At 72.6% G+C, this 25,211-nt stretch carries 31 protein-coding genes and 1 tRNA gene; 19 read left to right on the forward strand and 13 right to left on the reverse strand.

From position 1 onward, the window contains the following. Window positions 1–87: 87 nt before the first annotated feature. Window positions 88–852 (reverse strand): Rv1486c family protein, encoded by a 765-nt coding sequence (locus FXF60_RS00630; protein WP_151523322.1) that lies wholly within the window; start codon window positions 850–852, stop codon window positions 88–90. Between the two features lie 44 nt (window positions 853–896). On the opposite strand from FXF60_RS00630, the gene FXF60_RS00635 reads away from it, so the two are divergent. The 4 genes from FXF60_RS00635 to FXF60_RS00650 are packed head-to-tail and all read left to right on the forward strand — an operon-like array spanning window position 897 to window position 4,055. Continuing rightward, the gene (locus FXF60_RS00635; RefSeq protein ID WP_151523323.1) at window positions 897–1,706 is read left to right on the forward strand and encodes an ABC transporter ATP-binding protein; all 810 of its coding nucleotides are present in this window, start codon (window positions 897–899) and stop codon (window positions 1,704–1,706) included. Then, window positions 1,703–2,467: a sulfite exporter TauE/SafE family protein gene (locus FXF60_RS00640; RefSeq protein ID WP_151523324.1), complete on the forward strand. Its 765-nt coding sequence runs from the start codon at window positions 1,703–1,705 to the stop codon at window positions 2,465–2,467. Before FXF60_RS00635 ends, FXF60_RS00640 begins: the two co-directional genes overlap by 4 nt. Then, complete coding sequence (locus FXF60_RS00645; RefSeq protein ID WP_151523325.1) at window positions 2,464–3,312, forward strand: TrmH family RNA methyltransferase; 849 nt, start codon at window positions 2,464–2,466, stop codon at window positions 3,310–3,312. Before FXF60_RS00640 ends, FXF60_RS00645 begins: the two co-directional genes overlap by 4 nt. Continuing rightward, the gene (locus FXF60_RS00650; protein ID WP_202879507.1) at window positions 3,309–4,055 is read left to right on the forward strand and encodes a class I SAM-dependent methyltransferase; all 747 of its coding nucleotides are present in this window, start codon (window positions 3,309–3,311) and stop codon (window positions 4,053–4,055) included. Before FXF60_RS00645 ends, FXF60_RS00650 begins: the two co-directional genes overlap by 4 nt. Here the strand turns inward: FXF60_RS00650 and FXF60_RS00655 are convergent. From FXF60_RS00655 to FXF60_RS00665, 3 genes are all read right to left on the reverse strand, one after another. Beyond that, a complete protein-coding gene (locus FXF60_RS00655; RefSeq protein WP_151523327.1) occupies window positions 4,037–5,017 on the reverse strand; it encodes a bile acid:sodium symporter family protein in 981 nt (326 codons plus the stop codon). The two genes, FXF60_RS00650 and FXF60_RS00655, sit on opposite strands and share 19 nt — an antisense overlap. Before the next feature lie 63 nt (window positions 5,018–5,080). Continuing rightward, on the reverse strand, window positions 5,081–5,629 hold the full coding sequence (locus FXF60_RS00660; protein ID WP_238335618.1) for a YbaK/EbsC family protein: 549 nt from the start codon (window positions 5,627–5,629) through the stop codon (window positions 5,081–5,083). Then, window positions 5,626–6,156: a YbhB/YbcL family Raf kinase inhibitor-like protein gene (locus FXF60_RS00665; RefSeq protein ID WP_151523328.1), complete on the reverse strand. Its 531-nt coding sequence runs from the start codon at window positions 6,154–6,156 to the stop codon at window positions 5,626–5,628. Before FXF60_RS00665 ends, FXF60_RS00660 begins: the two co-directional genes overlap by 4 nt. A 76-nt stretch (window positions 6,157–6,232) precedes the next feature. Between FXF60_RS00665 and FXF60_RS00670 the strand changes: the two genes are divergently transcribed. Further along, window positions 6,233–7,648 (forward strand): DNA polymerase IV, encoded by a 1,416-nt coding sequence (locus tag FXF60_RS00670; RefSeq protein WP_151523329.1) that lies wholly within the window; start codon window positions 6,233–6,235, stop codon window positions 7,646–7,648. 57 nt (window positions 7,649–7,705) lie between these two features. Further along, window positions 7,706–7,789: transfer RNA gene (locus FXF60_RS00675), tRNA-Leu, on the forward strand. 63 nt (window positions 7,790–7,852) lie between these two features. Here FXF60_RS00675 and FXF60_RS00680 read toward each other — a convergent pair. From FXF60_RS00680 to FXF60_RS00705, 6 genes are all read right to left on the reverse strand, one after another. Then, entirely contained in the window at window positions 7,853–8,245 is a 393-nt protein-coding gene (locus FXF60_RS00680) for a VOC family protein (protein ID WP_151523330.1), read from the reverse strand. An 82-nt stretch (window positions 8,246–8,327) separates the two neighbouring features. Continuing rightward, on the reverse strand, window positions 8,328–9,296 hold the full coding sequence (locus FXF60_RS00685; protein WP_151523331.1) for an ABC transporter ATP-binding protein: 969 nt from the start codon (window positions 9,294–9,296) through the stop codon (window positions 8,328–8,330). Then, entirely contained in the window at window positions 9,293–10,114 is an 822-nt protein-coding gene (locus tag FXF60_RS00690) for an ABC transporter permease (protein ID WP_151523332.1), read from the reverse strand. The genes FXF60_RS00685 and FXF60_RS00690 overlap by 4 nt, the downstream gene beginning before the upstream one ends. Further along, window positions 10,107–10,940, reverse strand: coding sequence for an ABC transporter permease (locus FXF60_RS16630; protein ID WP_238335619.1), 834 nt, complete (start codon window positions 10,938–10,940; stop codon window positions 10,107–10,109). The genes FXF60_RS00690 and FXF60_RS16630 overlap by 8 nt, the downstream gene beginning before the upstream one ends. A gap of 47 nt (window positions 10,941–10,987) precedes the next feature. Next, entirely contained in the window at window positions 10,988–11,587 is a 600-nt protein-coding gene (locus FXF60_RS00700; protein ID WP_151523333.1) for a pentapeptide repeat-containing protein, read from the reverse strand. Further along, window positions 11,584–11,952 carry a pyridoxamine 5'-phosphate oxidase family protein gene (locus FXF60_RS00705; RefSeq protein WP_151523334.1) on the reverse strand — a complete coding sequence of 123 codons (369 nt, stop codon included), beginning with the start codon at window positions 11,950–11,952 and terminating at the stop codon, window positions 11,584–11,586. The genes FXF60_RS00700 and FXF60_RS00705 overlap by 4 nt, the downstream gene beginning before the upstream one ends. A 30-nt stretch (window positions 11,953–11,982) precedes the next feature. Between FXF60_RS00705 and FXF60_RS00710 the strand changes: the two genes are divergently transcribed. Further along, a complete protein-coding gene (locus FXF60_RS00710) occupies window positions 11,983–12,588 on the forward strand; it encodes a nucleotidyltransferase family protein (protein ID WP_151523335.1) in 606 nt (201 codons plus the stop codon). Continuing rightward, window positions 12,585–13,085 (forward strand): GNAT family N-acetyltransferase, encoded by a 501-nt coding sequence (locus FXF60_RS00715; protein WP_151523336.1) that lies wholly within the window; start codon window positions 12,585–12,587, stop codon window positions 13,083–13,085. The genes FXF60_RS00710 and FXF60_RS00715 overlap by 4 nt, the downstream gene beginning before the upstream one ends. Before the next feature lie 13 nt (window positions 13,086–13,098). On the opposite strand, the gene FXF60_RS00720 is transcribed toward FXF60_RS00715, so the two are convergent. Beyond that, entirely contained in the window at window positions 13,099–13,446 is a 348-nt protein-coding gene (locus FXF60_RS00720) for a GntR family transcriptional regulator (protein WP_151523337.1), read from the reverse strand. Next, window positions 13,440–14,261, reverse strand: a complete 822-nt coding sequence (locus FXF60_RS00725; RefSeq protein ID WP_151523338.1) for a hypothetical protein — start codon at window positions 14,259–14,261, stop codon at window positions 13,440–13,442. Before FXF60_RS00725 ends, FXF60_RS00720 begins: the two co-directional genes overlap by 7 nt. A gap of 110 nt (window positions 14,262–14,371) precedes the next feature. On the opposite strand from FXF60_RS00725, the gene FXF60_RS00730 reads away from it, so the two are divergent. Beyond that, window positions 14,372–15,268, forward strand: coding sequence for an AAA family ATPase (locus FXF60_RS00730; RefSeq protein ID WP_151523339.1), 897 nt, complete (start codon window positions 14,372–14,374; stop codon window positions 15,266–15,268). A gap of 10 nt (window positions 15,269–15,278) precedes the next feature. Next, window positions 15,279–16,409, forward strand: a complete 1,131-nt coding sequence (locus FXF60_RS00735; protein WP_367889947.1) for a vWA domain-containing protein — start codon at window positions 15,279–15,281, stop codon at window positions 16,407–16,409. A gap of 64 nt (window positions 16,410–16,473) precedes the next feature. Here FXF60_RS00735 and FXF60_RS00740 read toward each other — a convergent pair whose 3' ends face one another. Next, window positions 16,474–17,016 carry a hypothetical protein gene (locus FXF60_RS00740; protein WP_151523340.1) on the reverse strand — a complete coding sequence of 181 codons (543 nt, stop codon included), beginning with the start codon at window positions 17,014–17,016 and terminating at the stop codon, window positions 16,474–16,476. A 71-nt stretch (window positions 17,017–17,087) separates the two neighbouring features. Here FXF60_RS00740 and FXF60_RS00745 point away from each other — a divergent pair, with 71 nt between their 5' ends. The 9 genes from FXF60_RS00745 to FXF60_RS00785 all read left to right on the forward strand — a co-directional run bounded on the left by FXF60_RS00745 (window position 17,088) and on the right by FXF60_RS00785 (window position 25,193). Beyond that, complete coding sequence (locus FXF60_RS00745) at window positions 17,088–18,224, forward strand: XdhC family protein (RefSeq protein ID WP_151523341.1); 1,137 nt, start codon at window positions 17,088–17,090, stop codon at window positions 18,222–18,224. A 135-nt stretch (window positions 18,225–18,359) separates the two neighbouring features. Beyond that, on the forward strand, window positions 18,360–18,842 hold the full coding sequence (locus FXF60_RS00750; RefSeq protein ID WP_151523342.1) for a (2Fe-2S)-binding protein: 483 nt from the start codon (window positions 18,360–18,362) through the stop codon (window positions 18,840–18,842). Beyond that, window positions 18,839–21,355 (forward strand): xanthine dehydrogenase family protein molybdopterin-binding subunit, encoded by a 2,517-nt coding sequence (locus FXF60_RS00755; protein WP_151523343.1) that lies wholly within the window; start codon window positions 18,839–18,841, stop codon window positions 21,353–21,355. Before FXF60_RS00750 ends, FXF60_RS00755 begins: the two co-directional genes overlap by 4 nt. Then, a complete protein-coding gene (locus FXF60_RS00760) occupies window positions 21,352–22,206 on the forward strand; it encodes an FAD binding domain-containing protein (RefSeq protein WP_151523344.1) in 855 nt (284 codons plus the stop codon). Before FXF60_RS00755 ends, FXF60_RS00760 begins: the two co-directional genes overlap by 4 nt. Before the next feature lie 4 nt (window positions 22,207–22,210). Then, window positions 22,211–22,660 carry an SRPBCC family protein gene (locus tag FXF60_RS00765; protein WP_238335620.1) on the forward strand — a complete coding sequence of 150 codons (450 nt, stop codon included), beginning with the start codon at window positions 22,211–22,213 and terminating at the stop codon, window positions 22,658–22,660. Beyond that, complete coding sequence (locus FXF60_RS00770) at window positions 22,657–22,947, forward strand: hypothetical protein (RefSeq protein ID WP_202879508.1); 291 nt, start codon at window positions 22,657–22,659, stop codon at window positions 22,945–22,947. Before FXF60_RS00765 ends, FXF60_RS00770 begins: the two co-directional genes overlap by 4 nt. 289 nt (window positions 22,948–23,236) lie before the next feature. Continuing rightward, window positions 23,237–23,404 (forward strand): YdeI/OmpD-associated family protein, encoded by a 168-nt coding sequence (locus FXF60_RS16395; RefSeq protein WP_192796540.1) that lies wholly within the window; start codon window positions 23,237–23,239, stop codon window positions 23,402–23,404. A gap of 87 nt (window positions 23,405–23,491) precedes the next feature. Then, window positions 23,492–23,800 (forward strand): hypothetical protein, encoded by a 309-nt coding sequence (locus FXF60_RS00780; protein WP_151523346.1) that lies wholly within the window; start codon window positions 23,492–23,494, stop codon window positions 23,798–23,800. Window positions 23,801–23,843: 43 nt separating this feature from the next. Then, window positions 23,844–25,193: a M20/M25/M40 family metallo-hydrolase gene (locus tag FXF60_RS00785; RefSeq protein ID WP_151523347.1), complete on the forward strand. Its 1,350-nt coding sequence runs from the start codon at window positions 23,844–23,846 to the stop codon at window positions 25,191–25,193. Window positions 25,194–25,211: the final 18 nt, after the last annotated feature.

Here is a 25,211-nt window from a genome sequence, read left to right on the forward strand (position 1 = left end):
CACTCACGCTAGGGCGCGACCACGAGGGCCGGGCAAAGGCCGGGTTCGGATCTGGCAAAGGTTCGGTCTGGTGACCCGTCACCCAGGTCAGCGCCAGCCAGCGAGGTGGAGCACCGCGATGTTCGTGGCGTCGGCCAGCGACGACGCCGCCAGGGTGTGCAGCCGCCGCAGGGTATGCGCACGGGCGGTGGTGGTGGTGAGGTCCACCGACTCCAGGGCCGGGTCCAGCCCCACCTCGGTGAGGCGCAGGACCGTCGCCGCCAGGCTGATGACCCGTTCGGCACGGCCCGGCATACCGGGTGGGAGGCCCCACCGGTCCGCGTCCGCCACGGCACGCACCCGGGCCAGGCCCAGCTCGGCCGCCTGGCCGAAGGGCGCGCCACCGACGGCGACGAGGTCGTCGGTGTGGGCCGCGAGCTCGGTGCGCAGGGCGAGCTCGACCTGCCCGAGGTCCAACGCCTCGACCCGGTGGGTCGGGTAGGGCTGGGCGCCGTGCACCTCCCACCGCACCGACCACCCCTGGTCGCCGGCCGGACCGTAGCGCTCGAAGTCCGGCACCAGGGCGCCGCCCAGACCCGGGATGAAGAGGCACTCCTGCGCCGCAGCCGCCGCGGCCTGCAGCTCGGTCCCGGCTTGCGGCATACCGGACATGTCGCCGGGTCTCGGGAGCGCCACGAGCACGGCCCGCTCACCGAGGCTCTGCCACATGGCCAGCGGCTCGCTCAGACCCTCGACGTGGTCCAGGTCCGGCAGCGCCCGCGGGACCACCCCGGAGACGTCGATGCGCCCCGCGAAGGCGACCGTCGACCACAGCGCCACCCGGACGCTGGCCGGGAGCTCGTGGTCGGGCATGGGGGCGATGGTAGGCGCTCAGCGGGCGACTAGAGTGAGCGGCCATGAGCGACGTCCTCGAATTCGCCGACGTGGGTGTGCGTCGTGGCACGACCGACCTGCTCAGCGGGGTCGACTGGTCGGTCGAGGAGGGCGAGCGCTGGGTGGTGATCGGCCCCAACGGTGCCGGCAAGACCACCCTGCTGCAGCTCGCGGCCGGGCGGATGCACCCCACCACCGGGGTGGCCGGGGTGCTCGGCGAGGTGCTGGGAGCGGTCGACGTCTTCGAGCTCAGGCCCCGCATCGGCGTCTCCAGCGCCGCCGTGGCCGACCGGATCCCGGCGGAGGAGCGGGTGAGCGACGTCGTGGTCACGGCCGCCTACGGCGTGGTGGGCCGGTGGCGGGAGCAGTACGACGAGACCGACGACCACCGGGCGACCGAGCTGCTGGCGGCGCTGGGGGTGGCGCACCTCGCGACCCGCAGGTTCGGCACGCTGTCCGAGGGGGAGCGCAAGCGGGTGCAGATCGCGCGCGCGCTGATGACCGATCCCGAGCTGATGCTGCTCGACGAGCCCGCGGCGGGTCTCGACCTGCGCGGGCGCGAGGACCTGGTGGGGCGGCTCAGCATCCTCGCCCAGGACCTCGAGGCCCCGGCGCTGGTGCTGGTCACGCACCACGTGGAGGAGATCCCGCCCGGGTTCACCGACATCCTCATGCTCCGGGAGGGGCGGGTCGTCGCCGCCGGCCCGATCGAGGTGACCCTCACCGCGGAGAACCTGTCCGAGACCTTCGGCCTGCCCCTGGTCGTGGACCGGCACGGCGACCGCTGGTCGGCCCGCGCGGCGCAGCACCCCGCCACCCCGGCGCAGCGGTGAGCGTCCTCGAGGTCGTCGCGATCGTCCTGGCCGGACTGGCCGCCGGCACCATCAACACCATCGTCGGCTCGGGCACGCTCGTGACCTTCCCCACGCTGCTGCTGTTCGGCTACGCGCCGGTCTCGGCCAACGTGTCCAACTCGTTGGGCCTCGTGCCCGGCGGGCTCACCGGCACCTGGGGCTACCGGCAGGAGCTGCGGACGCTCGGCCCGATGCTGCGGCGTCTGGGCCCGGCCAGCCTGGCTGGGTCGGTCATCGGTGCGCTGCTGCTGCTCTGGCTGCCCCCGGCGGCGTTCGAGGCGATCGTCCCGGTCCTCATCCTCGTCGCGCTGCTGCTCGTCGTCTTCGGCCCGAGGCTGCAGCGCTGGGCGGCGAGCCAGCACGCCGACCGGATCACCCCCGGGCGGTGGGTGGCGCTCATCGTCGGCATCCTGCTCGCCGGGGTCTACGGCGGCTACTTCGGGGCCGCCCAGGGCGTGCTGCTGCTGGGCATCATGAGCATCCTGCTCCCGCTCGGGCTGCAGCAGATCAACGGGATCAAGAACGTGCTGGCCACCATCGCCAACCTGGTCGCGGCACTCGTCTTCCTCGTGGTCGCCCCCGAGCTGGTGAACTGGTGGGTGGTGCTGCTCATCAGCGTCGGCTCACTCGTCGGCGGCGTCATCGGCGCCAAGGTGGGCCGCCGGCTGCCCCCGGCGGTCCTGCGCGGCGTGATCGTGGTGATCGGGACCGCAGCCATCATCAACCTCCTGGTGACATGACGGGCGAGCCGGAGGGTCTGCCTCAGGGCTCGGTCTGGATCGACGATCCCCGTGACCCACGGGTGCGCGACTACTTCCAGCTCACCGATGTCGCGCTGCGGCGCGTGCTGGAGCCCGCGGAGGGCCTCTACCTCGCCGAGTCGGACAAGGTGATCCGCCGGGCGCTGGCGGCCGGCCACCGGATGCGGTCGCTGCTGCTCACGCCGCGGTGGGCCACCGACCTCCCCGAGCTCGTCGGACCGGCCCTGGCCGAGGGCATACCGGTCCATGTCGGCAGCCCCGACGTCATCGAGCAGATGACCGGCTTCCACCTGCACCGTGGGGCGATCGCCGCGATGCACCGCCCGGACCTCCCGGACCTGGCCGCGGTCGTCGACGGCGCCCGCCGCGTGGCGGTGCTCGAGGACGTCGTCGACCACACCAACGTCGGTGCCGCCTTCCGGTCCGCGGCAGCGCTCGGCGTGGACGCGGTGCTCGTCACCCCCCGGTGCGCCGACCCGCTCTACCGGCGCGCGGTCCGGGTCTCCATGGGCACCGTCTTCCAGGTGCCGTGGACCCGGATCGACCCGTGGCCCGGGGGAGTGCGCACCCTCCAGCAGCTCGGCTTCACCGTGGCGGCGCTCGCGCTGGCCGACGACGCCGTCAGCCTGGACGACCTGGAGTCCGCGCCGCCGGAGCGGCTCGCCCTGGTCCTCGGCACCGAGGGTGACGGGCTGTCCGGGCGCACCGTCGAGGTGGCGGACCTCACGGTGCGGATCCCGATGGGTGGGGGAGTGGACAGCCTGAACGTGGCGGCCGCCTCCGCGGTGGCGTTCTGGGCGGTCCGGGACAAGGAGCGCCGGTGACGGGCCTCGTGGGCAGCTTCGCCGAGGGTGGTGACGAGTACGACCGGCTGCGCCCGGCCTACCCGGACGAGACCGTGACCCTGCTCGCGCCGGGTGCCGGCCTGGACGTGGTCGACGTCGGCGCCGGCACGGGCAAGCTCACCCGTGCGCTCGTGGCCCGCGGCCACCGGGTGCGGGCGGTCGAGCCGTCGGCCGCCATGCGCGAGACGCTCGGCCGGGTGCTGCCCGGGCTGACGGTGGTGCCGGGCACCGGGGAGGGCACCGGCCTGCCGCACCGCTGCGCCGACCGCATGACGTATGCCCAGGCCTGGCACTGGACCGACCCCGAGCGGGCAGGGCTGGAGGCGGCCCGGGTGCTGCGCCCGGGCGGGGTGCTCGGGATGGTGTGGAACATGTTCGACACCAGCGTGCCCTGGGTGGTCGACGTGGAGCGGGCGATGCACAGCAGCATCCGGGCCTGGCAGCCCGAGCCCGAGGGCGGTGTCGCGGCACGCCCGCCCGGCGGAGGATTCGGGCACCGGGACCGGGATCTGGTCCGGTGGACCGACACGGTGGCCCTGGACGACCTCCGGCTGCAGGTGCGCACGCGGTCCTACTACCTGGAGGGGACCGAGGCGGAGCGTCGCGGCATCGACCGTGCCGTGGACCACGCGCTCCGCGAGCACTTCGCAGCCGCCGCTCCGGACACCGCGGTGGCCGTGCCCTACGTCACGACCGTGGACCGCTACACCCGCTCGCCCTGAGCCACCCGAGCGTCCCGGCGGCGGAACCAGCCGGCCAGGGTCGCCCCCGAGAGGTTGTGCCAGACGGAGAAGACCGCGCCCGGCAGCGCCGCCACCGGGGTGAAGAAGGTCGCGGCGAGCCCCGAGGCCAGGCCGGAGTTCTGCATACCCACCTCGATCGCCATCGTCCGCGCCGAGCGCTCCCCGACGCCGGTGAGCCTGCCGATGACGTAGCCGATGCTGAGCCCGAGCAGGTTGTGCAGGATCACCGCCGCGGTGACCAGCAACCCTGCCTCGACCAGCTGGTCGGCCGAGAGCGACACCACCAGCGCGACCACGACGCAGATGACCAGGACGGAGAACCACGGCATGGCCGGGAGCACCCGGCGCACCACCCGGGGCAGGAGCACCCGGACGAGCAGCCCCAGGACCACCGGGACCAGGACGATGACGACGATGGTGCGGGCCATCCCCCAGCCGTCGACCGGGAGCCGCTCGCCGACCAGCCACAGCGTGAGCAGCGGCGTGAGGAGCGGGGACAGCAGCGTCGACACCGAGGTCATCGTCACCGACAGCGCGGTGTCGGCCCGGGCGAGGTAGGCCACGACGTTGCTCGCCGTGCCACCGGGGACGCAGCCGACGAGGATGACCCCGGCGGCGATCTCGTCCGGCAGGCCCAGCAGGGTGACCACAAGGAGCCCGACCAGCGGCATCACGGCGTACTGCGCCGCCACGCCGAGCAGCACCGGCAGCGGCCGTCGGGCGACGAGGGCGAAGTCGGGCAGGGTCAGGGTCAGGCCCATCCCGAACATGATCACGCCAAGCAGGGGCGTGATCAGTCCGGCGCCGCCGGAGATCGGGGCGGCGAAGGCATACCCGACGCCGCCGGCGACGAGCACGAGCAGCGGGAACAGGGTCACCGCGCGGTAGGCGCTGCGGTCCTCTGCCCGGGTGGGAGCGGTGGGGCCATCAAGGGTGCTCACCCCGTCAGTGTGGCGCGGATCGCTGGATGTCACGCGAGGCGCGCTGGGAAGGCGTGCGCGGGCTCAGCCGGGGATCTCCTTGGCCAGTCCGTCGACGACCTCGGCGCGGGGCAGGTCGGCCGCCATCACGCCCGGCAGCCGCAGCTTGCTGCGTCGCACACCGGACCCGATGACGATCTGGTCCCGCTCGAGCACCCGCGCGTCGACGAGGACGGGCCACGCCTCCGGCAGGCCGACGGGGGTGATCCCGCCGTACTCCATGCCGGTCCTGGCGACCGCGTCGTCCATGCCCATGAACGAGCACTTGCGCACGTCCAGGGACTTGCGGACCGTGGTGTTGACGTCGGCGCGGGTATGCCCGAGCACCAGCGCCGCGCAGACGCGCTCGTCCCCGGCGCGGGAGCCGGCCACGACGATGCAGTTGGCCATGTCCTCCATCGCCCACCCGGTGGCCTCGACCAGGACGGCCGTGTCGGCCTGGTCCGGGTCGATCTCGGCCACCTCGATGCGGCCGACCTCGAGCCCGGCGTCGCGCATCGTCTCCAGCGCCCGGCGCACCGGGTCAGCCAGGAGGTCCGGGCGGTCCAGTGCCGGGGCCCAGACGAGGTTCACAGCTGGTAGGTGCCGGTGATCGAACCGCGGGCCAGCACGTTGCCCAGCGTCATGAACTGCGCCTTCGCGATCGATGCCCCGGCGTCCAGGCCGGTGTCGTCGGTGTCCAGCGCCCACACCGTGAACACGTAGCGGTGCGGCACGTCGCCCTCCGGCGGCGCGCAGCCGCCCCAGTCCTTGGTGCCGAAGTCGTTGGCCAGGGTGAAGGCGCCGTCCCCGTGCTGCACGCCGAACTCGCCGGCGCCGGAGGACAGCTCGGTGACGTCCGCCGGCATGCCGAGGATCGCCCAGTGCGAGAAGCCGCCGACGACCGGGGCGTCCGGGTCGTGGCACACGAGCAGGTAGGACCTGGTGCCCTCGGGCGCACCGCTCCAGGACAGGTGCGGTGAGGTGTTGCCGTGGCCGTAGCCGGCGCTGTCCGGCAACGGCTCGCCGTCCGCGAAGTCCTCGCTGGTCACCGTCAGCTCGGCGGGTGCGGCGGGAAGCGTGTCGATCGGGTGCGGTGCGGTGGTGCGCTCTAGATCCATGGGCCGAACCTAACCCGCCCGCCCGAGGCGGCGCACGTCGTGCCGGGTCGTCGGTGCTGCGTGACACAGTTGGGGTATGCCGGGCGAGCCGCGTCGGTGCATCATGCACCTCGATCTGGACGCGTTCTTCGCGGCGGTGGAGCAGCGGGACAAACCGTCCCTGCGCGGGCGACCGGTCATCGTCGGCGGGCTCGGTGGTCGAGGGGTGGTGGCCACGGCGTCCTACGAGGCCCGCGAGTTCGGGGCACGATCGGCCATGCCGACGATCGAGGCGCGGCGGCGGTGCCCTGCGGGCACGGCCTTCCTCTCCGGGCGGTTCGCGGCATACCGGGCGACGTCACAGGTGGTGATGGACCTGCTGCGCGAGCGGTCGGCGCTGGTGGAGCAGGTGTCGGTCGACGAGGCCTACGTGGACCTGACCCCTCCCGGCGGACCGCTCGGCTGGGACTCGGCCGGGCTGGAGGAGTGGTGCCACGAGCTGCTCCGGGAGATCGCGGACGCGACGGGCGGTCTCACCGCGTCGGTCGGGCTGGCACCCACCAAGATGATGGCCAAGCTGGCCAGCGAGATGGACAAGCCGGCCGGCGTCACCCTGGTGCGCCCCGGTGATGAGCTCGAGGTGCTGCACGCGCTGTCGGTCCGCGCCATCCCCGGGATCGGACCCGCCACGGCCGGTCGGCTGCACGGCTTCGGCGTGGACACCGTCGCCGACCTGGCGCGGATGTCCGAGCCCGACCTGGTCTCCATCTTCGGCTCGGCCCACGGGGCTGCCCTGCACCGGCTGGCCCGTGCCGAGGACGACCGCCCCGTGGTCGTCGAGCGGGAGGCGAAGTCGATCTCGGTGGAGGAGACGTTCGAGTCGGACGTCGCCGACCGGGGAGCCCTGGAGGCAGAGCTGTCCCGGATGTCCCGGGGGCTGGCCGGGCGACTGGAAGGGAGCGGGGTCTTCGCGCGCACCATCACGGTGAAGGCGCGCCAGCACGACTTCACCACGCAGACGAGGTCGGGGACCCTGCCCTTCGCGACCGGCGATGCGGGGATCATCCTGCGTGAGGGTCGGCGGCTGCTCCGGTCGGTCGACGTGAGCTCCGGGCTCCGGCTGCTGGGGCTGGGGGTGGCCGGCCTCACCGCGCACGCGCAGGAGGAGCTGTCGCTGGAGACGGCATACCCGGTGCTCGAGCCGGTCGAGCTGCCGGACGCGGCGGGAGCGGTCGGCGAGGGTGAGGAGCCGGTGGTCGTCGAGATCGAGGAGGGGGACGGCGCGGAGGCGCCGCGTGCGGTGGCGGGGCGGATGCTGCCGGGGTGGCGGACCGGTCAGGACGTGCGGCACGAGGAGCACGGCCCCGGGTGGGTCTGGGGGAGCGGACGCGGCGTCGTGACCGTCCGGTTCGAGGGTCCGTCGACCGGCCCGGGGCCGGTGCGCAGCTTCGCCGACGGCGACCCCGCGTTACACCCGGCAGACCCTCCGGACTGGCGTGATCGGGGTCGGTGAGCGTGCTAACCTTGACGGTCGTTGCGCACTCCCCACGGGTGCCGCAGCAGCACACCTGTCCGGGTGGCGGAATGGCAGACGCGCTAGCTTGAGGTGCTAGTGCCCTTAACGGGCGTGGGGGTTCAAGTCCCCCTCCGGACACGGTCGTCCTCCTCAGGGACGACGCAGACCCCCGGACCCTCGGTCCGGGGGTCTGCGCATGTCTCAGGACCCGTCGCCCGCGGAGGACTCCGGCCGTGGACGCTCCAGCAGGATGACGGTGTTGCCCTCGGAGTCGTCGAGGGTGAACATCGGCGGCATGCCGTCCAGCCGCAGCACCTCCTGGTGCGGCTCCACCCCAGCCTCCCGCAGCGCCTGGTGCGCACGCTCAGCGTCGTCGGTCCAGTAGCGCACCCCGAGGGGCAGCCCGCTGTCGCGGGTGAGCAGCGCGATGCCGACGGCGGAGCCGGGTGGGGCGACCTCGACCAGCCGGGATCCCGGGAACGGCTCGGCGTCCATCCGCACCTCGCACCCCAGGACGTCGCGGTAGAAGGCGAGAGCGCGGTCCAGGTCCTCGACCACGACGGTGACGCTGTAGATGTCTCGTGTGATGTCCATGGTCGTGTGACCCTGGCCACCGGCCGGACTCATCGCGGCGCCGGGACGATGAGGGCGACGATGCTGGAGCGGGGTAGCACGCTCAGCGGCGGGCGGCGTAGATCCGGCGCACGACGTCCTCGATGTCGGGCTCCTCGATCGCCAGGTCCCGCACCTCGGAGCGCTGCGACACGGCGGCCAGCACCGCCGCCGCCGTGGTGCGCTCCGGGTCGAAGGCGAGCCGCTGCTGCAGCCCCTGGGCCTGCGTGGACAGGTGCTCGGTCGAGGGTATGCCGGTGAGCGGCTCGGTCGGCCGCTCCAGGTCGACGACGAGCACCCGGCGGGCACCGACCGTGCGCGACAGGCCGGAGAGGGTGCCGTCGTAGGCGAGGGTGCCGTCGTCGATGACGAGCACGCGCGGGCAGAGCCGCTCGACGTCACCCATGTCGTGGGTGGTGAGCATCAGTGAGGTCCCGTGCTCGCGGCGCTCCTCGATGAGGAACTCGCGCAGCCGCTGCTTGGACAGGACGTCCAGCCCGATGGTGGGCTCGTCCAGGATGACCAGCCTGGGGGAGTGCAGGAGGGCGGCCGCGACCTCGGCGCGCATCCGCTGCCCGAGGGAGAGCTGGCGCACCGGCGTGTCGAGGTATGCGCCCATCTCCAGCCGGTCCACCAGCTCGCCGGTGCGCGCCCGCTCGCCGGCGGCGTCGAGGTGGTGGATCGCCGCGAGGATGCGGAACGACTCGGCCACCGGCAGGTCCCACCACAGCTGGGAGCGCTGGCCGAAGACGACACCGATCCGGCGCGCCAGCGCGCGGCGGTCCTGCACCGGCCGCAGCCCGCAGGTCCGCACCTCGCCCGCGGTCGGGACCAGGATGCCGGCGAGCATCTTGATGGTGGTGGACTTGCCGGCGCCGTTGGCGCCGATGTAGCCCACCGCCTCGCCGGGCCGGACCGTGAAGCTCAGGTCGTGCACGGCGCGGACGCGCCGACCCCTCAGCCGGTGCCCCCGCGGGCGCACCACGAAGTCCCGCGTCAGGCCGCTGACCTGCACCACCGGTGTCCGGCTCATCCGCCCGCTCCTTGGTAGTGCCGGGTCCCCAGGCGCCAGCACCCCAGGGCCACCAGCCAGCTCCACACGGCCGCCACCGGCGTGAGCCAGGCGGTCCACCCGGGCAGACCGAAGGGCACGGGCAGATCGAGCAGGGCGAGCGCCGGGAGGTAGCCGGTGAAGGCGACCGGGAAGATCAGCCCGAAGACGAGCACCAGTGACCGGGGCCACACGGACGCGGGCTGGCTCGCGGCATACCGACCGCCGTAGACGAAGGCGTTGGTCGTCTCCGCCCCGTTGATCAGGAAGAACTGCACCCCCGCCGCGGCGATGAACAGGCCGGCGTAGATCGCGACGGCCGCGGGGATCGTGACGGCGAGCAGGGCCACCTTCTCCGGGGTCCACCGCACCCCGCTCACGACCAGCCCGACCACGAGGATGACCATGCCGCCGGCGACCCGGGCGACACGCCTCAGGTCGATGTCGCTGGTCATCAGCTGGGCCAGGACCGGCTGGGGCCGCAGGTAGAAGACGTCCAACGTCCCGGCTCGGACGTAGGTCGGCATCCGGTCGCAGTGACCGACCAGCAGGTCCGCGGTGCTGAAGGTCATCTCGGCCAGCCCGAAGACGAGCATCACCGAGGCCAGGGTCAGGCCACCGATCGCGTCCACCTGGCCGAAGAGCACCCACACCTCGGCGAACTCGACGACCGTGATCAGCGCCGCCCCGACGAGATCGAGCCGGAACGAGGCGGCATACGCACGCTGGGCACGGACGCGCGACGACAGGACCGCACGGTATGCCGTGAGGTCGCCGCGCAGCGTGCCTGCCTCAGCCACCCTGCACCTCCAGGTGGCGGCGGCCGGCACGGGTGAGCAGGTGCCCGAGCAGGCCGACCACGACGACCCAGGCGACCTGCGCCAGGACGAGGCGCAGCGCGTCGGTGCCGACGGCATACCCCGACAGCACGTCCACCGGCGTCATGAGCATCGACGGGAACGGCGTGAGCCGGGCGAGGGTCTCGAGCCAGCCGGGGAAGATGCCCACCGGGATGTAGAGGCCGCAGCAGAAGCTCGCCACCACCATGTAGGTCACCTGCAGCCCGCGGATCTCCACCAGCCAGAGTGCGCTCATGTTGAGGGCGTAGACCGCGAGGTAGGCCAGGGTCGTCGCGAGCAGCACGCTCACCGCGCCCAGGAGGTAGGGCGCCGGGCCGGAGGGCAGGGCCATGCCGGTCGTGAGCAGCCCGATCGTCAGCGTGGGCAGGCCCCGGGGCAGCAGCGTGAAGAGACGCGTCCCGAGATGGGTCGACAGGCCCGCGAGCTGCAGGTCGAGCGGACGCAGGAAGTCGACGGCGATGTCCCCGGTCCTGATCCGCTCGCCGAGGACGTCGCGGCCGGAGACGTTGATGAGACCGAGCATCGCCTGGCTGACCCAGACGTAGGCGAGCATCCGGCCGGTGTCGTAGCCGCCCAGGGTGCCGCCGGCCGCCGCGAGCGTGGCGAGCAGGATGGCCGCCTTGAGGAAGCCGAAGGTGACGTTGGCGACGAGTCCGCCGACGGCGGCTGCCAGGTAGGCACTCTGCTGCCGGAAACCTGCCGCGAGCAGCCGCCTGTAGGCCCGCGCTGCGGCAGGCGGCATCGACACGGCGTCGGTGGGGGTCACAAACGCACGAGCCTACCGGCAGCGGGCCCGAGGCGGCAGGGACGACCTCAGGTCTCGACGACGGCGCCCAGCGACTCCGCGAGCGCCAGCGCACCGGCCAGGTCGAGCCGCGCCCCACGGAGCGAGACGTCGGTGAGGTCGGCGCCGACCAGGCTCGCCTCGCGCAGGTCGGCGTCGCCCAGCCTCGCACCCCGGAGCAGCGCGCCGGTCAGCTCGCAGCCGCGCAACGACGTCGTGCGCAGGTCGGCCTCGGTCAGGTCCGCCTCTGTGAGGCGCAGCCCGGCCAGGTCCTGGTCGCGCAGGTCGGCGCCGCGCAGCGACACGCCCCACCAGGACCCGCCGCTCACCGTGATCGGCCGCAGGTCGCACCCGACGAAGCTGGAGCCGTCCAGCCGGCAGCCGTGCAGGGTCGCGTCGAAGAACGAGGTGTCGGTGAAGGTGCACGCGGTGAACGACGTCGAGCGGTGGGTCGTGGCGTTCAGCCGGCAGCGGTCGAAGGTGCAGTCCACGAAGCGGCAGGACTCGGTGACGGCCTCGGTGAGGTCCACCTCGCGGAAGACGCACCCCTGCCACGCCTGGCCGGCGAGCTCGGCGGCATACCAGTCCTCGTCGAGATAGGTGCGCCCGACGACCTCCTGCCCGCTCACGACAGCGGCTGGCAGTCGTTGCCGCACCCGGTGGTCGACGGCGGGGAGCCGGGCCGGGGCCGGCGGTGCAGCACGGCGTGGCTCGGCTCGATCCGGAGCTCCTCGCCGCTGAGCGAGGCCTCGCCGTCGACGATGAGGGTGTAGCCGTCCGCCTGCGCCGGTGGCAGCAGCAGCGTGACCTGCGGACGCTCGGGCACGGTGCGCACGGCGGTGCGGCCCGCGCGGTCGACCACGAGCACGTCCTCCCGCATCGTGACCTCGACCTCACCCACGTGCGGGCGGTCCTCGCCGGACAGCAGCAGGTATGCCGTGGGATGCCTGCCCAGCGCGTCGGCCAGCTCGTCGATGTCCACCACGATGCTCATGGGCCCATCATGCCCAGGCACACTGACACCATGGCGACCTCCTCCGCGCGGATCACCGGCCTGCTGCTCGCCGCGGGGGCCGGGCGACGGTTCGGCGGCCCCAAGGCGCTGGCCGAGACCGACGGGGAGGCGTGGGTGGTGCGGTCGGCCAGGGCGCTCCTCCAGGGAGGCTGTGGCGACGTGCTGGTGGTGACGGGCGCGGAGTCCGACCAGGTCGAGCGGGTGCTGGCCGGCGCGCCCGGTATGCATCAGATCGCGACCACCTACTGCGGGACCTGGGAGCAGGGGATGGGGGAGTCGCTGAAGGCCGGCCTGATGTCCCTCGTCTCGCGCGGCCGCACGGTGCCGCTGGTGGCCGTGGTGCACCTCGTGGACCTGCCGGACGTCGGTCCCGAGGTCGTCGCACGGCTGCTCGACGCGGGGGGTGCGCGCGGCTCGAGCCTGTCGCGCGTCGCCTACGACGGCGTCCCGGGCCACCCCGTGCTCCTGGGGCAGGACCACTGGCAGGGTGTCCTGGGTCAGGCGCGCGGCGACGCCGGGGCACGGACGTATCTGCGTCGGGCCCGACCGGATCTGGTGGAGTGCGGCGACCTGGCCACGGGGCGCGACGTCGACGAGAGCGAGGAGCAGAGATGAGTGGATGGCTGCCGGAGGACTTCGAGCACCCGACGCGGGTGGCGCTGCCGGGCACCGACCTGCACCTGCGCCCGATCAGCCCGGCGGACACCGGGATCGACATGGTCGCCGTGATGGGCAGCCAGCAGCGTCTCTTCTCGATCTTCGGACCCGCGTGGGGCTGGCCGCCGGCGGACATGACCGCCGAGGAGGACCGTGCCGACCTGCAGCGGCACGCCGACGAGATCGAGCGGCACGAGTCGTTCAACTACGCGGTGCTGCTGGCGGACGAGTCGGCTCTCGTCGGGTGCGTCTACCTCGACCCGCCGGAGAAGGTCGGTGCCGACGCCGACATCTCGTGGTGGGTGGCCGACCCGTGGGTCGGGACCGATGTGGAGCAGGCCCTGGACGCGTTCGTCCCCGCCTGGGTGCGCCAGGAGTGGCCGTTCGAGCGGCCCCGGTTCATCGGAGCCGACCTGACCTGGGCCGACTGGCTGGCGCTGGACGACCTCGACTGAGGTCGGGGCGAGCTCACCAGCTGCGGCGCAGCAGGCCGATCGCCTGGGACAGGTCGAGACCGGAGGCGCGGGCCGCCCGGACGAAGTCCTCGGCCGCACTTCGGCTGGGCAGCGTGGGAGCGAGCTCGTCGCGGACCAGCGTGCCGCCGCGTCCGCGGGTCTCGACGTGCCCCTCCTCCTCGAGCTGACGGTATGCCTTCGCCACGGTGTTCGGGGCGATCCCCAGGTCCGCGGCCAGCTGGCGGACCGGTGGCAGCTTTTCGCCCGGGACCAGGTCGCCGGCACGCACGCCGGTGACCACCTGCTGCACGATCTGCTCGAAGACCGGGGTGCTCCGGTCGGGGTCGACGCGGATCAGCATGTGACTGCCGTCTTCACTGCGGTGGGTATGCGCGTGCGGGCCACCCAGAAGACCACGAGGCCGACGACGGCGAGAGCGGTGGCAGAGCCCGCCACTCCTGTGGCCACGGTGGAACCGCCGCTGGTCAACAAGGCGATCCATAAGGCCGAGCCCACAGAGCACACCGAGAGCCAGAGCGAGCCGACGACGTCGCTCACGACACGTGCGCGCATCCACTCCTGCCAGGCCAGATCACCGCCGCTGCGCGCTGTCGTGCGGCGGCGAAGAACCGCAGAGGTCATGACCACCACGGCCACGAGCCACACCGTCGCCACGCCCAAGAGCGAGAGGACTGCAATTCCTTCTGCGGGGCCGCGCACCGCGTCGAGACCCAGAACCGCCACAGGTGCGGCCACCATCGTCATGCCTGCCCACATGCCGAAGGCCGCGACGTGCGCTCGGCTCAGGTAGTCGCGCAGCCGCCGCGGGGCCGCCCCGGCGACGGATGCACCAGCGGTGATCCGCCCAGCGGACAGATGACCGACGATGTTCCCCAGGACCGCCCCGCTCACGAACCCGAATCCCACGAGGCCGTAGATCGGATCATCACTCGCCGCTTCCAGCAGCAGGAGGATCAGCAGGGCACCCGCCGCCGAGCCGGTGGTCATGAAGATCTGCTGCCGTGCCAGGCTGTCGCGGGCGCGATCGAGGACCTCGCCGTCGGGCTCCCAGGCCGTGCCGAGCAGAGGACGCAGCTGACGCTCGGCCTCGACGCGGCGCGTGAGGTAGGCGAGCGGTGGCAGGATGAGGCACACCACAAGACCAAACCAGAACATCCAACCAGCTCCATTTGTAGCACGCGTTTCTAATACAATATCCGGGTGCCGGAGGGACGGCAAGTGCCCCGCCGTGGACAACCCGCACGGCGTCGGCGATGCTGGCGCCTATGCAGCCCGACCCCCTGACCAGCCCGGACACGCTCAGCGCCGCGCTGGCGGAGACGGCATACCTTGCCGACGACGGGCTGGCCACCGTGACCTGGCTCGCGCACAGGCTGCAACGGCCGCTGCTGCTGGAGGGGGAGCCCGGGACGGGCAAGACGGCGCTGGCCGAGTCGGTCGCCCAGCTGCAGGGGGTGCCGCTCATCCGGCTCCAGTGCTACGAGGGGATCGAGGCGAGCCAGGCGCTCTACGACTGGGACTTCCCGCGGCAGATCCTGCACCTGCGGGCGGTGGAGGCGCTCGCCCGGGACGCGGCGGGCGGGCCGGAGGTGTCCGAGCTGGAGGCCGAGCTCTTCGACGAGCGGTTCCTCCAGGCCCGACCCGTCCTGCGTGCGCTGCGCGAGGCGCCCTGCGTGCTGCTGGTGGACGAGATCGACCGGGCCGACGACGAGTTCGAGGCGTTCCTGCTGGAGGTGCTGTCCACCTGGTCGGTGAGCATCCCGGAGCTCGGTGTCGTCGCGGCGGCGACCCCGCCCTTCGTCGTGCTCACCTCCAACCGCACCCGGGAGCTGCACGACGCGCTGAAGAGGCGCTGCCTCTACCACTGGATCGAGCACCCGGGCCTGGAGCGTGAGCTGTCGATCGTGCGCGCCCGGCTGCCCGAGGTGGAGGAGACGCTGGCCCGCGACGTGGTGGGCCTGGTGCAGCAGCTGCGCGGCGAGGAGGACCTGGTCAAGCCGCCGGGGGTGGCCGAGACCCTGGACTGGACGCGCGCCCTCACGGCGCTCGGGCAGAGCCGGCTGGACCCGGAGGTGGCGGCCGCGACCATGGGCGCGGCGGTGAAGTACCGCGAGGACGCCGAGCGGGTGCGCGTCGCCCTGGACCGGATGCTCACGCGCTGAGCGGTATGCCGTGACCCAGCCTGCCGAGGAGCCTCCCCAGACCTGGAGCGCGGGTCAGATGCTCGGCGGCTTCGCCCGGGCCTGCCGGGCGGCAGGGCTGCCGGTCACCGCGGACCGGGAGCGCACTTTCCTGCAGGCCTGCGCCGCGGTCGGCGTGGGGGAGCGCCGGGACGTCTACTGGGCGGGCCGCGCCACGCTCACCAGCTCCCCGGCCGACGTCGAGCCCTACGAGCGGGTCTTCACCGGCTGGTTCGGCGGACGCCCGATGCACGCGGTGAGCGGCGACGAGCCTCCTGCGCCGACGACCACCCAGGCGTCGCTCGAGGAGCCCGAGACCTCCGGCGACGGCGACTCGGAGGGCGATGCGGTGCGGGCGGCCGCATCTGCGGAGGAGGTGCTGCGCCACCGGGACGTCGCGGGCCTGTCGCCCTCGGACCGCGCCGCGATGCGCCGTCAGTTCGCCACGCTCAGGGTCACCGCACCCACCCGGCCCGCCCGACGGCATACCCGCTCCAGACGGGGGGAGGTGGACGGTCGCGCCACCGTCCGCGCGCACCTGCGGAACCTGGGCGAGCCCACCCGCATCCGGTTCCGCAACCGCGGCGTCCGGCGCCGCCGGGTGATCCTGCTGGTCGACGTGTCCGGGTCGATGGGGGCGTATGCCGACAGCCTGCTGCGGCTGGCGCACTCCGTCGCCCAGGCCGCACCCCGGACGACCGAGGTCTTCACCATCGGGACCCGGCTCACCCACGTCACCCGGGCGCTGCGGGAGCGCGACCCCGACCGGGCCCTGCTCGCCGCCGGGGAGACGGTGCCCGACTGGTCCGGCGGCACCCGCCTCGGCGAGGCCCTGGACGTCTTCCTGCGGCGCTGGGGGCGGCGAGGCATGGCGCGGGGCGCGGTGGTCGTCGTCCTCAGCGACGGGTGGGAGCGGCGGTCGCCGGAGCTGCTGGGGGAGCAGCTGCGCCGGCTGCGCGCCCTGGCGCACCGCGTGATCTGGGTCAACCCGCACCGCGGCAAAGAGGGGTATGCCCCGGTGCAGGCCGGGATCGTCGCGGTGCTGCCGCACGTCGACGACCTCGTGGCGGGGCACTCCCTGGCCGCCTTCCAGGAGGTGCTGGACGTCGTGGCCGACACCTGAGTGTGCGGCTGGGACGGTCCCGTGGGAGTCGGGGAGGGGGCCGACTCCCACGGGACGCTCCCCGTCAGGTGGCCCTGATCACCAGGATCGCCGCCACCACGGCCACGAGGGCACCCAGCAGCCCGACGGCGGCGAAGCCCAGTCCCACCTTCGCCCAGGTGTTCATCCGCTGCCGCAGCCCCATCTGCTCGGCCACCCGCTCCACGAGCCGGCGTCCTTGCGCGGAGTCATAGGCATACCCCGCCACCTTCTCCGGCCGCCCGTCAGCACCCCGCCTCCACCGGGACCCGAGCTCCACGCGGCGGAACGTCCCGAGGGAACGGCTCAGCGAGGCGCGCAGGGCGATCCGCGGGCCGCCGATGCCGGCCTCCCACGCCACCGAGCGGACGTCGTCGGTCACGGTGAAGGTGCCCTCCGTCTCGTCGACGGCGACGTGGTGGATGGTCAGCTCCCGCACACCCGCGCGGTAGGCCACGTCCACCACCCGGCGGTCGTGGACGTCGGCACAGACGTCGAAGCCCCCGTCGGTGCGCTCCACGGTCAGTCCGCCACCGTCGGTCTCGACAGCCTGCCGCACCTGGTCGAAGAGCAGGTCGATGGTCCCCATGGCCGATGATCCTAGGGCGCGCGCCGCGGTTGCGGCGGTGCTCCACCGCGAGCCCGTGACATCCTGACCCCATGCGTGATGTCCTGGACCGGCTGGCGCCCTGGTGGGAGGCGGGGGACAGCGTCGCGCTGGCCACCGTCGTGGGCACCTGGAAGTCGGCACCGCGCCAGCCCGGCGCGTCGATGCTGGTGGGCGCCGACGGCGAGGCGGTGGGGTCGGTCTCGGGCGGCTGCGTCGAGGGCGCGGTCTACGAGCTGGGGGAGCAGGTGATCGCCACCGGGACTCCCGTGCTGCAGCGCTACGGCGTCTCCGACGACGAGGCGATGGGGGTCGGGCTCACCTGCGGCGGCATCCTCGACGTCTACGTCGAGCGCGTCTCGCGGGCGGACTTCCCCGAGCTCGGCACGGTGAGCGCCGACATCGCGGCCGGGCGGCCGGTGGCCGTCGCCACGGTGGTCGCGCACCCGGACGGGTCCCACCTCGGCGCGCGGATGGTGGTGCGCCCCGAGGGCGAGCCGGTCGAGGGGACGCTCGGCACCGACCGCGCCGACGCCGCCGTCACCGACGACGCGCGCGGCATGCTCGCCCAGGGCCGGACCGCGACGCTGGAGTACGGACCGGACGGGGAGCGCCGCGGGGAAGGCATGCGGGTCTTCGTCGCCTCCTACGCACCACGGCCCCGGATGCTGGTCTTCGGCGCGATCGACTTCGCCGCCGCCGTGGCCCGGATGGGGACCTTCCTCGGCTACCGCGTCACCGTGTGCGACGCGCGTCCCGTCTTCGCCACGGCCAGCCGCTTCCCGGAGGCCGACGAGGTGGTGGTCTCGTGGCCGCACCGGTATGTCGAGGCGCAGGTCGCCGAGGGCGCGCTCGACTCGCGCACGGTCGCCTGCGTGCTCACCCACGACCCGAAGTTCGACGTGCCGCTGCTGGAGGTGCTGCTCGCCCCCGGCACACCCGAGCTCGCCTACATCGGTGCCATGGGGTCGCGACGCACCCACGACGACCGGCTGAGCCGCCTCCGGGAGGCCGGTCTGGACGAGGAGCAGCTGGCCCGGTTGCGCAGCCCGATCGGGCTCGACCTCGGCGCACGGACCCCCGAGGAGACGGCCGTGAGCATCGCCTCGGAGATCATCGCCCTGCGCTGGGGCGGGCACGGCGAGCCGCTGCGACAGACCACCGGTGACATCCACCGGCATACCGTGTGAGCGCGCCGAATTTGACGGTGTGAGTATGCCCGAATCCGAGTGAGGGTTCGTCTGCGCTCATCTGTTGCAGGGTGACCTGCGTCACGGCAGGATCGGCAGGGACAGCGACGTCCCGACCGCCCGATGGAGGGCTGCATGAACATCACCGTGAAAGTCGACGGCACGAGCTATACCGACGAGGTCGAGCCGCGCACGCTCCTCGTCTACTACCTGCGCGAGACCCTGGGGAAGACCGGCACCGTGGTCGGCTGCGACACCAGCAACTGCGGGGCCTGCACGGTCCTCCTGGACGGCCGCAGCGTGAAGTCCTGCAACGTGCTGGCCGTGCAGGCCGACGGGCACGAGGTCACCACCATCGAGGGCCTGGCGGACGGGGAGACCCTGACCCCGGTCCAGGAGGCCTTCCGCGAGTGCCACGCCCTGCAGTGCGGCTTCTGCACGCCGGGCATGATCATGCAGGCGACCGACCTGCTCGCCACCAACCCGAGTCCCACCGAGGACGAGGTGCGGGTGGGCATGGAGGGCAACCTGTGCCGGTGCACCGGCTACCACAACATCGTCAAGGCGGTCCTGCAGGCCTCCGGCCAGCCCGCCTCGAGCGGAGGTGAGCAGGCATGACCGCCGTCGACGACCGGCCGGCCGAGGCGACCCACGAGGTCGGCCGCGACCGCCGCCGCAAGGAGGACCAGCGGCTGATCACCGGGCGCACCCGGTGGACCGACAACATGCAGCTGCAGGGGATGCTGCACCTGGCCATGGTGCGCAGCCCCGTCGCGCACGCCCGGATCACCGGGATCGACACGACCGCGGCCCGGGAGTCCACCGGCGTCATCGCGGTGCTCACCGGCCAGGACGTCAAGGACCTGCAGGGCAGCCTCCCGTGCGCCTGGCCGATCACCGAGGACCAGAAGGCGCCCCCGCACCCGGCGATCGCCGTGGACCGCGTCGCCTTCTCCGGCGAGGTGGTCGCCGTGGTCGCGGCCCGCACGGCGGCAGCGGCACGCGACGCCGCCGAGCTGGTGGACGTCGACTACGAGGACCTCCCGGCGGTCCTCGAGCTCAAGGCTGCCGCGGCGGACGAGGCCCTCGCCCACCCCGACCTCGGGACCAACCGGTCGGCGACCTGGATCTTCGACTCCGCCGAGGCCGGCACCGGTGGGAGCGTCGACGAGGCGATCAGGGACGCCGACGTCGTGGTCGAGCGCGAGTTCCGCCAGCAGCGGCTGATCCCGGCGTTCATGGAGCCCCGCTCCACGGTGGTGGACCCGACGGGCGAGCAGTTCGTCATGTGGTCGGCCACCCAGGTGCCGCACATCCTGCGCCTCATGCTGGCCATGACGCTGGGCGTGGACGAGTCCAAGGTGCGGGTCGTCGCGCCGGACGTCGGTGGCGGCTTCGGCGGCAAGCTGCAGGTCACCCCGGAGGAGATCATCACCTTCCTCGTGGCCCGGCACACCGGCAGGCCGTGCAAGTGGACCGAGACCCGCAGCGAGAGCCTGCTCTCCGCGCACCACGGCCGCGACCAGTGGCAGAAACTCACACTCGCCGCGAAGCAGGACGGCACCGTCACCGGCCTGAAGGTCGAGCTGCTCGCCGACATGGGGGCCTACCTGGGCCTCGTGACCCCTGGTGTGCCGATCCTCGGCGCCTTCATGTTCAACTCGATCTACAAGTTCCCCGCCTACCACTTCGCCTGCACCAACGTCTTCACCAACAAGACGTGGACCGACGCCTACCGCGGCGCCGGCCGCCCCGAGGCGACCTTCGCGATCGAGCGGATGATGGACGAGCTGGCGGTCGAGCTGGGCCGGGACCCGATGGAGGTGCGGGAGCAGAACTGGATCACGCACGAGGAGTTCCCGTTCACCACCGTCTGCGGCCTGGAGTACGACTCCGGCAACTACGAGGCCGCGACCGAACGGGCCAAGGAGCTCTTCGGGTATGCCGAGCTCCGGGCCGAGCAGCAGCGTCGCCGGGAGAGCGGCGACCGCGTCCAGCTCGGTCTGGGGATCTCCACCTTCACCGAGATGTGCGGACTCGCCCCCTCCAGGGTGCTGGGTTCGCTCAACTACGGTGCCGGCGGCTGGGAGCACGCCTCGGTCCGGATGCTGCCGACCGGCAAGGTCGAGGTGATCACCGGTTCGTCCGCCCACGGACAGGGTCACGAGACGGCGTGGAGCCAGATCGTGGCCGACCAGCTGGGCGTGCCCTTCGAGGACGTCGAGGTGCTGCACGGCGACACCCAGATCAGCCACAAGGGCCTGGACACCTACGGCTCCCGCTCCCTCGTGGTCGGCGGGCAGGCCGTCATCAACGCCGCCAAGAAGGTGATCGAGAAGGCGAAGCCGCTCGCGGCATACCAGCTCGAGGCGAACGTCGACGACCTGGAGTTCACCGACGGGAAGTTCACCGTCAAGGGTGCCGGTGCCGACCAGGAGGGCGTGGGCCTGGCCGGTCTCGCGCTGGCCGTCTTCGCCGCGCACGATCTGCCCGACGGCATGGAGCCCAGCCTGGACGCCGACGCCACCTTCGACCCGGTCAACTTCTCCTTCCCGCACGGCACCCACCTGTGCGCGATGGAGGTGGACACCGAGACCGGTGCCTCCCGGATGCGGTCCTACGTGTGCGTGGACGACATCGGCAACGTCGTCAACCCGCTGATCGTCGAGGGCCAGGTGCACGGCGGCCTGGTCCAGGGGATCGCGCAGGCCCTCTGGGAGGAGGCGGTCTACGACGACCAGGGCACGCTGGTGTCCGGCTCGTTCGTCGACTACACGCTGCCGACGACCGCCGACACGATCAGCTTCGTGACCGACCGGACGACGTCGCCGTCCACGTCCAACGACCTCGGTGTCAAGGGTGTCGGCGAGGCGGGCTGCATCGCGTCGACGCCTGCGGTGGTCAACGCGGTGCTGGACGCGATCCGCCAGTACGGCGTCGACGACATCCTCATGCCCTGCACACCCGAGCGGGTGTGGCGGGCCATCCAGCACGGGCAGGCCGGGGCGAGCAGGCCGACGGCGGAGGACGCCGCGGGCCACTTCGCCGAGGGTGAGCCCAACCAGGACCCGCCAGGACCCGCCGGGGTCACGGGCGCGACCACGACGACGCAGGAAGGCGGTCAGGCATGATCCCCCCGGAGTTCGACTACGCGGCACCAGGGACGGTGAGCGAGGCGCTGGCCCTGCTCGCCGAGCACGGCGACGAGGCCAAGGTCCTCGCCGGCGGGCAGTCGCTGCTGCCCGTCCTGCGGATGCGCCTCAACGCACCCGGCATCGTCATCGACATCTCCCGCATCGAGGAGATCAAGGGCATCACCGAGTCAGGTGACGCGGTCCGCATCGGTGCCGGAGCGACATACCAGGACGTGCTCGACTCCGCCCTGGTCTCCGAGCACCTGGGCCTGCTGCACAAGGCACTGACCGAGGTCGCCGACGCCCAGATCCGGCACCGCGGCACGGTGTGCGGCGCCCTGGTGCACGCCGACCCCGCGGGCGACGTGGGCGCGCCCGTGCTCGCCCTGGACGCCCGCATGGTGATCCAGGGGCCGGACGGTGAGCGCACCGTCGACGCGTCCGACTTCTTCGTCGACCTGTTCGAGACCGCGGTGGGGGAGGACGAGCTCCTCACCGCCGTCGAGATCCCGAAGCACACCGGCTGGGGCGCGCACTACGAGAAGTTCGTGCGGGTCTCGCACCAGTGGGCGATCATCGGGATCGCCGCCGCCGTGCGGGTCGAGGGTGGCACCATCGCCGAGGCCAAGGTCGGGCTCACCAACATGGGGTCGACGCCGCTGCGCGCGACCTCCGTGGAGCAGGCACTGGTCGGCAAGGAGGCCACCGAGGACGCCGTCGCCGAGGCCTGCGCACAGGTGGGCGAGGGCACCGACCCGCCGTCCGACCTCAACGGTCAGGCCGACTACCGCAAGCACGTCGCCGGGGTGCTGACCCGGCGCGCCGTCGTCGCGGCGGCGGGAGGCTGACCAGATGGCGATGGAGCTGCACCACACCTTCACGGTGGCCGCGACACCGGAGGACACCTGGGCGTTGCTCACCGACCTCGAGCAGGTCGGTGGGTGCTTCCCCGGGGCCACCGTGACCTCGGCCACGGACGAGGAGTTCACCGGCAACGTCAAGGTCAAGCTCGGACCGATCGGCGTGACCTACCAGGGCGAGGGGCGATTCGTCGAGCGCGACGACGAGGCGCACCGAGCCGTCATCGAAGGGCTGGGCAAGGGACTGCGGGGCCTCGGCAACGCGTCCGCGAAGGTGACGCTGCAGCTCAAGCCCGAGGGTGAGGGGACCAAGGCCGACGTCACGACGTCGATGAACATCACCGGCAAGCCTGCCCAGTTCGGTCGCGGGGTGATGCAGACGGTCTCGGACAAGCTGCTCGGCCAGTTCGTCGAGTGCATCGAGGGCAAGCTCACCGGGTGACCTCGCCAGACCCGCCGACCCAGGATCCTGCGGCCCCCGAGCCCCACGCGACAGGCAGCCTGTGGGAGCAGGCCCGTTCGACCTGCACCGCGTGCGGGGCCGTCGGGCTGCTCGACGAGGGATACCTCTCGGACATGGCCAGCGGCGGTCACATCGCCTGGATCGGCAAGGCTCACACCGGCGGGATGTTCGGCGGTGCCTGGTTCGGGGTGCCGAAGCTGCTCGTCCGCGCCTTCCGGTGCCGGGAGTGCCGCCACCTCGAGCTCTTCGCCGAGGACCCGGAGTGAGGTCCGGCACGGTCGACTTCGTGGCACCTGCTGAGGAGATCGACTGGGGCGGGACCACGTATACCGTCATCCGGCTGCCGGCACGGCTGACCGACGCGGTGGCCGCGCTGGGGACCCGGAGGGTCGGCGGCACGATGGACGGTGTCGAGGTGAACCTGGGGCTCAACCGCGCGCCCGTGCTGGAGGACGCCTTCGTCTACGCCGGTCCAGCGCTCCTGCGTCGGGTGCGGGCGGAGGTGGGGAGCCGATCAGCTGCGAGCTCTCCCCGGTCGACCCCGACCTCGTGCCCGTGCCCGGGGATGTGGCGACGGCGCTGCAGGACGCCGGCCTCACCGAGTCCTGGGAGGCGATGCGCCCCGCTGCCCGACGGCGGGCGCTCCAACCGGTGGAGGACGCCGCGAGGGAGGAGACGCGGGCGCGCCGGATCACCCGCATGATCGCGGACCTCCGGTCGTGAGCCCTGTGGACCCCTCGCATCTCTGGTCCGGATGGCTCGGACAGTTCGTGAAGTGCATCGAGGGCAAGCTCACGGCATGATCGCCGGGTGAGTAGCCGATCTCAGCACCAGCCAGCGTCGGACGAGATGCACCGGCTCGCCGGCTCCGCGGGAGAGGACCTGTGGAGCAAGGCGAGGTCGACCTGCACCGCCTGCGGCAGCGACGGCCTGCTCGACGAGGGGGTCCTCACCGGCCGCGGCGACGGGATGACCGGTCACCTGGAGTGGGTGGGGGAGCCGCCGTCCACCGAGATCTTCGGCTTCGCCGCTGTGGACCAGTCCGCCCGCTACCCGGTCCGAGCCTTCCGCTGCCGAGAATGCCGCCACCTCGAGCTCTTCGCCGAGGAGCCTGAGTAGCCGCACCCCAGGCATACCGGCGCGGCTGGCTAGGGTGGCGGGCATGACGACGACGCCCGACCTGACCCCGTCCAGCACCGCCGAGGAGGAGGCCGTCCGGATCTGCCGGGAGCTGATCCGGATCGACACCAGCAACTACGGCGACGGCAGCGGGCCGGGGGAGCGGGAGGCCGCCGACTACGTCATGGGTCTGCTGCAGGAGGTGGGCCTGGACCCGCAGCTCACCGAGCCGGCGGACCAGCCCGGCCGGGCCAGCGTCGTCGTCCGGACGCCGGGCCGCGACAGCTCACGCCCCGGCCTGGTCCTGCACGGCCACCTCGACGTGGTGCCCGCCGAGGCCAAGGACTGGTCGGTCGACCCCTTCGCCGCGGAGGAGAAGGACGGCATGATCTGGGGCCGCGGTGCGGTCGACATGAAGGACATGGTCGCGATGCTCCTGGCGACGCTGCGCCAGCTCGCGCGCTCGGGGGAGGAGCCTCCCCGGGACATCGTCTGGGCCTTCTTCGCCGACGAGGAGGCGGGCGGCACCAAGGGTGCCGGGCACGTCGTCGCGCAGCACCCCGAGTGGTTCGAGGGGTGCACCGAGGCGATCAGTGAGGTCGGCGGCTTCTCCGTCACCCTCCCGGACCACGCGACCGGCGCGCCGACCCGTGCATACCTGCTGCAGACGGCGGAGAAGGGGATCGCCTGGCTGCGGCTCCACGCCCACGGCCGCGCCGGGCACGGCTCGGTCCCCAACCCCGAGAACGCCATCGTGCGCCTCGCCGAGGCGATCGCCCGGATCGACGCCCACGTGTGGCCGCGCACCTACATCGCGTCCGTCCGCGAGCTCTTCGACGGGGTCGCGCAGGTCACCGGCGAGCCGTGGAGCGAGGAGTCCGTGGAGGACCTGCTGCACCGCCTCGGCGGTGCCCGCCGCTTCGTGGAGGGCACCCTGCAGGACACGTCCAACTTCTCCATGCTGGACTCCGGCTACAAGATGAACGTCATCCCGCAGAGCGCGTCGGCCTCCCTGGACTGCCGCTTCCTGCCGGGCCACGAGGACGACCTGCTCGCCACCATCCGGGAGCTCGCGGGGGAGCACGTCGAGGTGGAGATCGAGCACAAGGACGTCGCGCTGGAGGCACCGAGCAGCGGCGAGCTGGTCGACTCGATGAAGCGCGCGCTGCTCAAGGAGGACCCCGGAGCCCGCGTCCTGCCCTACTGCCTGTCCGGCGGGACGGACAACAAGCACCTCTCCCGGCTGGGCATCACCGGCTACGGCTTCGCCCCGCTGCGGCTCCCGGAGGAGCTCGACTTCGTCGGCATGTTCCACGGCGTCGACGAGCGGGTGCCAGTCGACGCGATCCGCTTCGGCACCCGGGTGCTGGGGCAGCTCGTCGCCGACTGCTGACCGCAGACCGTGAGGTCG

Source organism: Serinicoccus kebangsaanensis (genome assembly GCF_008919445.1).
Lineage (GTDB): Bacteria > Actinomycetota > Actinomycetes > Actinomycetales > Dermatophilaceae > Ornithinicoccus > Ornithinicoccus kebangsaanensis.

What these genes read in the sequence shown, in the direction of transcription:
- FXF60_RS00630 (WP_151523322.1), bottom strand. Translation starts at nt 852, where the DNA reads ATGCCCGACCACGAGCTCCCGGCCAGCGTCCGGGTGGCGCTGTGGTCG.
- FXF60_RS00635 (WP_151523323.1), top strand. Translation starts at nt 897, where the DNA reads ATGAGCGACGTCCTCGAATTCGCCGACGTGGGTGTGCGTCGTGGCACG.
- FXF60_RS00645 (WP_151523325.1), top strand. Translation starts at nt 2,464, where the DNA reads ATGACGGGCGAGCCGGAGGGTCTGCCTCAGGGCTCGGTCTGGATCGAC.
- FXF60_RS00665 (WP_151523328.1), bottom strand. Translation starts at nt 6,156, where the DNA reads ATGGATCTAGAGCGCACCACCGCACCGCACCCGATCGACACGCTTCCC.
- FXF60_RS00670 (WP_151523329.1), top strand. Translation starts at nt 6,233, where the DNA reads ATGCCGGGCGAGCCGCGTCGGTGCATCATGCACCTCGATCTGGACGCG.
- FXF60_RS00680 (WP_151523330.1), bottom strand. Translation starts at nt 8,245, where the DNA reads ATGGACATCACACGAGACATCTACAGCGTCACCGTCGTGGTCGAGGAC.
- FXF60_RS00685 (WP_151523331.1), bottom strand. Translation starts at nt 9,296, where the DNA reads ATGAGCCGGACACCGGTGGTGCAGGTCAGCGGCCTGACGCGGGACTTC.
- FXF60_RS00705 (WP_151523334.1), bottom strand. Translation starts at nt 11,952, where the DNA reads ATGAGCATCGTGGTGGACATCGACGAGCTGGCCGACGCGCTGGGCAGG.
- FXF60_RS00710 (WP_151523335.1), top strand. Translation starts at nt 11,983, where the DNA reads ATGGCGACCTCCTCCGCGCGGATCACCGGCCTGCTGCTCGCCGCGGGG.
- FXF60_RS00715 (WP_151523336.1), top strand. Translation starts at nt 12,585, where the DNA reads ATGAGTGGATGGCTGCCGGAGGACTTCGAGCACCCGACGCGGGTGGCG.
- FXF60_RS00720 (WP_151523337.1), bottom strand. Translation starts at nt 13,446, where the DNA reads ATGCTGATCCGCGTCGACCCCGACCGGAGCACCCCGGTCTTCGAGCAG.
- FXF60_RS00725 (WP_151523338.1), bottom strand. Translation starts at nt 14,261, where the DNA reads ATGTTCTGGTTTGGTCTTGTGGTGTGCCTCATCCTGCCACCGCTCGCC.
- FXF60_RS00730 (WP_151523339.1), top strand. Translation starts at nt 14,372, where the DNA reads ATGCAGCCCGACCCCCTGACCAGCCCGGACACGCTCAGCGCCGCGCTG.
- FXF60_RS00740 (WP_151523340.1), bottom strand. Translation starts at nt 17,016, where the DNA reads ATGGGGACCATCGACCTGCTCTTCGACCAGGTGCGGCAGGCTGTCGAG.
- FXF60_RS00745 (WP_151523341.1), top strand. Translation starts at nt 17,088, where the DNA reads ATGCGTGATGTCCTGGACCGGCTGGCGCCCTGGTGGGAGGCGGGGGAC.
- FXF60_RS00750 (WP_151523342.1), top strand. Translation starts at nt 18,360, where the DNA reads ATGAACATCACCGTGAAAGTCGACGGCACGAGCTATACCGACGAGGTC.
- FXF60_RS00755 (WP_151523343.1), top strand. Translation starts at nt 18,839, where the DNA reads ATGACCGCCGTCGACGACCGGCCGGCCGAGGCGACCCACGAGGTCGGC.
- FXF60_RS00760 (WP_151523344.1), top strand. Translation starts at nt 21,352, where the DNA reads ATGATCCCCCCGGAGTTCGACTACGCGGCACCAGGGACGGTGAGCGAG.
- FXF60_RS00765 (WP_238335620.1), top strand. Translation starts at nt 22,211, where the DNA reads ATGGCGATGGAGCTGCACCACACCTTCACGGTGGCCGCGACACCGGAG.
- FXF60_RS00785 (WP_151523347.1), top strand. Translation starts at nt 23,844, where the DNA reads ATGACGACGACGCCCGACCTGACCCCGTCCAGCACCGCCGAGGAGGAG.